General features: G+C 66.1%; 6 protein-coding genes. All 6 read right to left on the reverse strand.

Annotated features, from left to right (window positions below):
* Positions 1–260 (reverse strand): CDP-alcohol phosphatidyltransferase family protein (locus tag AC1DSN_RS17225; protein ID WP_477331869.1); only part of this gene is annotated, 260 nt, incomplete at its 3' end.
* 17 nt (positions 261–277) lie between these two features.
* Complete coding sequence (gene uvrC / locus AC1DSN_RS17230; protein WP_213948176.1) at positions 278–2,101, reverse strand: excinuclease ABC subunit UvrC; 1,824 nt, start codon at positions 2,099–2,101, stop codon at positions 278–280.
* Positions 2,102–2,321: 220 nt separating this feature from the next.
* Positions 2,322–3,107: a 3-deoxy-manno-octulosonate cytidylyltransferase gene (gene kdsB, locus AC1DSN_RS17235; protein WP_477294884.1), complete on the reverse strand. Its 786-nt coding sequence runs from the start codon at positions 3,105–3,107 to the stop codon at positions 2,322–2,324.
* Positions 3,108–3,165: 58 nt separating this feature from the next.
* A complete protein-coding gene (gene aroA, locus AC1DSN_RS17240; RefSeq protein WP_477294885.1) occupies positions 3,166–4,476 on the reverse strand; it encodes a 3-phosphoshikimate 1-carboxyvinyltransferase in 1,311 nt (436 codons plus the stop codon).
* A complete protein-coding gene (gene hisC, locus AC1DSN_RS17245) occupies positions 4,473–5,585 on the reverse strand; it encodes a histidinol-phosphate transaminase (protein ID WP_477294887.1) in 1,113 nt (370 codons plus the stop codon). The genes aroA and hisC overlap by 4 nt, the downstream gene beginning before the upstream one ends.
* Positions 5,582–5,830 (reverse strand): ACT domain-containing protein (locus AC1DSN_RS17250; protein ID WP_477331871.1); only part of this gene is annotated, 249 nt, incomplete at its 5' end. The genes AC1DSN_RS17250 and hisC, both read right to left, overlap by 4 nt.

Below are 5,830 nucleotides of genomic sequence, written 5' to 3' on the forward strand. Positions count from 1 at the left end.
GGATGGGACTGCACCAGCAGGAACAGGGTCACCGCCACCATGAGCTTGTCGGCCACGGGGTCGAGGAAGGCGCCGAAGGCCGAAGTGAGGTTCATCCGGCGGGCCAGATAGCCGTCGAGCCAGTCCGTGAATCCGGCGATCACGAAGACCGCCGCTGCCCCGAGATTGGACCAGCGGAACGGCAGGTAAAAAACGACGACCATGACCGGCAGCAGGAGCACGCGGAAGAGGGTCAGCCAGGTAGGCAGGTTGATTCGCATAGTCGGTCGCATGCAACTTAGGGATGAAGCATGGCATAGATGCGTTCGGCGAGGCCGCGATCAATCCCCTTCACGCTCATCAATTCTTCGACGCCCGCCGCTTCGACCCCCGCCAGACCGCCAAAAGCCTTCAGCAGCGCAGCGCGGCGACGTGCACCCACGCCCGCCACGTCTTCCAGCGTACTCCGCTCACGCGTCGCTTCGCGGCGCCGGCGGTGTCCGCTGATCGCAAAACGGTGCGCTTCATCACGAACTGCGGCAACCAGATGCAGCGCAGGCGACGAGGTACCCGGATGCAGGGTCTTGCCGGTTTCGGCAAGCACCAGGGTCTCCTCACCGGCGCGACGGCCCGGACCCTTCGCCACGCCCACCACGCGAATGCCTTCGACGCCGAGTTCGCGCAACACGTCCACCGCCTGCCCCACCTGCCCGGCGCCGCCRTCGATCAGGAGGATGTCCGGCTTCGCGCCGCCCTCCACCACTTTCTTGAAGCGGCGCGTCAGGGCCTGGTGCATGGCTGCATAGTCGTCACCCGGCGTGATGCCCGCGATATTGAAGCGGCGGTAGTGCGACTTCTCCGGCCCCTCGGGACCGAACACCACGCACGAAGCGACGGTAGCCTCGCCACGCGTGTGACTGATATCGAAGCACTCGATCCGGCGAGGGGCTGCCTCGAGCTCGAGCACTTTCTGCAAATCGTCGAAGCGCGCCAGCAGCGTATGGCGGCTGGCAAGGCGTGACGTGAGCGCCGCACTCGCATTGCGCTGGGCCATCTCGAGGAAGCGCGCACGCTCGCCGCGAACGCTGGGTTTCAGCGAGACGACGTAACCGGCGTGATCGGAAAGCACCTGCGCCAGCACGTCGATGTCTTCGACTGGATCGCTCAGCACCAGCTCACGGGGCACCTGCCGCTCCAGGTAGTACTGCGCGATGAACTGCGCCAGCACGTCGCCCACCGACGCATCGATCGGCAACCGCGGGAAGAAATCGCGCGACCCCAGGCTCACGCCATTGCGGAAGAACAGCACGCTCACGCAGGCCATGCCACCTTCCAGGCAGCAGGCGATCACGTCCATATCCGCGCTGGCACCCTGCACGAAGTGCTGGGCCTGCAGCTTGCGCAACGCAGAGACCTGATCGCGCAGCGTGGCCGCGCGCTCGAAATTCAGTGCCATGCTGGCCTGATCCATCGCCACGGCCAGCTCGTCGATCACCGCACTGCTGCGACCTTCAAGGAACATCTCGGCGTGACGCACGTCGTTCTGGTAATCGGGCACATCGATCAGGCGCACGCAGGGCGCACTGCAACGACCGATCTGGTGCTGCAGGCAGGGGCGTGAGCGGTTACGGAAATAGCTGTCTTCGCACTGACGCACCTTGAATAGCTTCTGCATCAGGCCAAGGCTTTCGCGCACGGCGAAGGTGCTCGGGTACGGCCCGAAATAACGTCCCGGCCCCGTCTTCGCGCCGCGATGGAATCCCAGGCGCGGATACTCTTCGCCCGCCGACAGATAGATGTACGGGTAGCTCTTATCGTCGCGAAGCACGATGTTGTAACGCGGCTTGAGCGACTTGATCAGCTGCGATTCGAGCAGCAGCGCCTCGCCCGCCGTACGCGTCAGGGTGACTTCCGCCCGCGCGATCTGCGACACCATCGAGGCGATACGCGGATCCATCGGGGGCTTGAGGAAGTAGTTGCTGACACGCTTCTTCAGGTTCGCCGCCTTACCGACGTACAGCAGCTCGTCCTCCGCATCGAAATAGCGGTAGACGCCTGGCGAGGTGGTGAGGTGGCGGACGAAGGCCTTGCCGTCGAACGGATGCGACTCGGTGTGCTCCATAGCCGACATTTTAGCGTGTCGGCGCGGACCAGACGCGAAAAACGCCGGCATGGGGTGGACCATGCCGGCGCTATGCCTTCCGTGGGCTGTCGCCGTCCTTGGGGGATGACAGTGGCGACAGGGATAGATTAAGGGTTCGCCCCCGGCGACGCCCTCGGGCTAGGCCGGTTATGGGTGTCGGGCTCGCCCTCGTTGCGCTGTAGGGGAAGCCTGACCCCATTCAGCGGCCGCCCGAGGCAAGCCAGCGCTCGGCCCGGACCAGATCCTCGGCGGTGTCGATGCCCGGCGGGAACGGCTCCGGGGTCAGCTGGACCGAAATGGCGTAGCCGTGCTCCAGCACGCGCAGTTGCTCGAGCGATTCCGCCCGCTCCAGCGGCGTCCTCGGCAGGGCTGCCAGCCGGCGCAGAAAGCCCGCGCGGTAGGCATAGATGCCGATATGACGCAGGAAGGGCACATCCGCAGGCAGGCTGTCCCGGCTCTGGGCGAAGGGGTCGCGCGCCCAGGGGGCCGGCGACCGGGTGAAATAAAGCGCGCGGCCGTTGCTGGCGCGGACCACCTTGACGATGTTCGGATCGAAGAACTCGTCGGCATGCGTGATCGGCGTGGCCAGCGTGGCCATGGGGGCGTCATCCCCCGCCAGGGTAGCCACCACGGCGCGGATGCCGGCAGCCGGGGCGAAAGGCTCATCGCCCTGCAGGTTGACCACGATGGTGTCTTCGGGCCAGCCGAAATTGTTGGCCGTCTCGGCGATACGGTCGCTGCCCGACGCGTGGTCGTCGCGGGTCATGCAGACCAGGATGTCCTCTCCGCAGCCGCGCAACTCGCGCGCGACCCGGTCGTCGTCGGTGGCGACGACCACCTGCGCGGCACCGGCCTGCCCTGCCCGGGTCGCCACGCGGCGGATCATCGACTCGCCGTCGATCTTCAGCAGTGGCTTGCCCGGCAACCGGGTCGAACCGAACCGCGCGGGCACGACGACGACGAAGGGTGGGAGCTTCTGAGCCATGACGACATCCGTAACAGGAAAGCAAAGCCTAACGCCTTCCCGTTACGGGGGCCATGTATCAGCCTGCGCTTTCCAGCTGAAAACCGACGCCGTTTGCCAGTTCCATGAAGCCGGGGAACGAGGTGGCGACATTGGCGCAGTCGCCGATGGTGATCGGCGCCGAGGCGACGAGGCCGGCGATGGCGAAGCTCATGGCGATACGGTGGTCGCCATGGCTGTCGATCGTCCCGCCACCGATCGTGCCGCCCTGGATCATCGCGCCGTCCGGCAATTCATCGAATTTCACGCCGCAGGCTTGCAGGCCCGCCGCCATGCTGGCGATGCGGTCCGATTCCTTCACGCGCAACTCGGCGGCACCACGAATCGTGGTGAGTCCATCGGCGACGGCGGCCGCGACGAACAAGGCAGGAAACTCGTCGATCATGTCCGGCACGATATCCAACGGCAATGCCACGCCGTGCAATCGCCGGTAACGGACGACGAGATCGCCGATGTCTTCACCACCGCTGCTGCGCTCGTTCTCCACGGAAATATCCGCGCCCATCAACTCCAGCGCGGCCAGGAGGCCCGTGCGACGCGGGTTCAGGCCCACGCCTTTCAGGCGCAACGCCGAACCGGGCACGATGCAGGCTGCGACGATGAAGAACGCTGCGGACGAGATATCCGCCGGCACATCCACGTCGACGGCATGCAAGGTGTGGCCACCCTCGACCGTCGCCTTGCCCGGCGAATACTCGATCGGCCAGCCGAAGGCCTTGAGCATGCTCTCGGTGTAGTCGCGGGTCGGATGCGGCTCGATGACTTCGGTCTTGCCCTCGGCATACAGGCCGGCCAGCAACAGTGCCGACTTGATCTGCGCGCTGGCGACAGGCGGGTGATACGTGATGCCCTTGAGCTTCGATCCGCCATGGATGCGCAACGGTGGCTTGCCATCGTCCGTGTCGATCGACGCGCCCATCGTGGTGAGCGGATCGGTGACGCGACGCATAGGCCGGCGTGACAGCGACTCGTCGCCGACCAGCGTCGAATCGAAAGCCTGCCCCGCAAGCAGGCCGGCGAGCAGGCGCATGCCGGTTCCCGCGTTCCCGCAATCGAGGGGCTCGGTGGTACCGCGCAACCCGTGCAGACCCACGCCATGCACGAGACGTTCGCCGGCAGCAGGCGTTTCGAAACGCACGCCGAGCTTGCCGAGGATGGCCGCGGTCGCGCGGGTATCCTCACCTTCGAGGAAACCGCGAATATGCGACGTGCCCTCGGCCAGCGCGCCAAACATCAGCGCGCGGTGGGATACCGACTTGTCGCCGGGCACGACCACGTCGCCCCGCAAAGGGCCGGCAGCGGTACGGCTCAGCCAATCCAGGCGGGTCATGGCAGGTTCTCCAGAAGACGTTGCAGCTCGGCACGGCTACCGACGCTGACCCGCACCGTGTGCGGCAGACGGTAGCCACCCATCGGGCGGACGATCACGCCGCGTTCGAACAGGTGAGCTTCGAAGGCGGCGGCATCGCGACCGAGGTCGACGAGCAGGAAGTTGGTTTGTGACGGAAGCACCCGCAAGCCGCGGGCCGTGAGTTCGTCGGCCAGCCATGCGCGATCGCGGTGGTTCGCCTCGCGCACGCGTGCGCGATGTTCGTGATCGCCCAGCGCCGCTTCGGCAGCGGCCAGCGCCACACCGTTGACGTTGAAGGATTCGCGAAGCCGCTCGCAGACGGCGGCAACGGACGGGTGACTGAGCATGTAGCCGATACGCAGGCCCGCTAGCGCGTAAGCCTTCGAGAACGTGCGTGTGACGACGAGATTCGGAAAGCGAGCGAGCAGGTGCATCGCCGTACTCAGGCCCGGCGCATCCACGTACTCGTGGTACGCCTCGTCCACGACGACGAGGGTGTCCGCCGGCACCTTGCCGAGGAAACCCTCGAGCGCGGCGTCGGTGAACCAGGTGCCCGTCGGGTTGTTCGGATTGGCGAGGTACACCAGTCGCGTCGACGGCGTCACCGCCGCCGCGATCGCATCGAGGTCATGCCCGTAGGGCGCCACCGGATGGTCGGCAGGCAACGCGGGCACGGCAACGGACGGCGCACCGGCCGCGGCGGCGGCGATCGGAAACACAGCGAAGCCATATTGCGAATGCACGACCGGGTGCTCGGCATCCGCGAAGCACTGCGCCAGCAACATCAGCAGCTCATGCGAGCCGTTACCCAACGTGATGCCGGAGACGGGCACGCCCAGTTCCGTCGACAACCGGTGTTTCAGCGCAGCGCCGAGAGGATCGGGATAGCGCCAGATGTCTTCGAGAACGCGCGTGGCAGCCCGCATCGCCAGCGGGCTCGGCCCAAGCGGGTTTTCGTTGGAACCGAGCTCGGACAACACCGCACCGAATTGCAGGCGCAGCGCAGGAAGATCATGACCGGGATCGTAGGCACGCAGGGCCGACGTCGCCCGGTTGGCGAGCGTGGCTGCATCGAACGCGGCGGTCATGGCAACGCGACGGGGTAGGAGCCGAGCACGCGTACGTCCGCGGCGGCCGGTTTCATTTCCTCGAGCGCGGCCTGGAGTGCCTCGTCCTCGACATGGCCCGAGACATCGATGAAGAACGCGTACTGCCATTTGCCCGTATGCGCCGGGCGCGATTCGATGCGGTTCATGCTGATGTCGTGGCGCGCAAGCGGGCTCAGTACGTCGTAAAGCGCACCGGGCTTGTCCTTCACCGAAACGAGCAACGA

Source organism: Luteibacter sp. P4_D7_3, assembly GCF_056401735.1.

Coding starts and splice junctions, on each gene's coding strand:
- hisC (WP_477294887.1), bottom strand. CDS start 5,585: ATGACCGCCGCGTTCGATGCAGCCACGCTCGCCAACCGGGCGACGTCG.
- kdsB (WP_477294884.1), bottom strand. CDS start 3,107: ATGGCTCAGAAGCTCCCACCCTTCGTCGTCGTCGTGCCCGCGCGGTTC.
- aroA (WP_477294885.1), bottom strand. CDS start 4,476: ATGACCCGCCTGGATTGGCTGAGCCGTACCGCTGCCGGCCCTTTGCGG.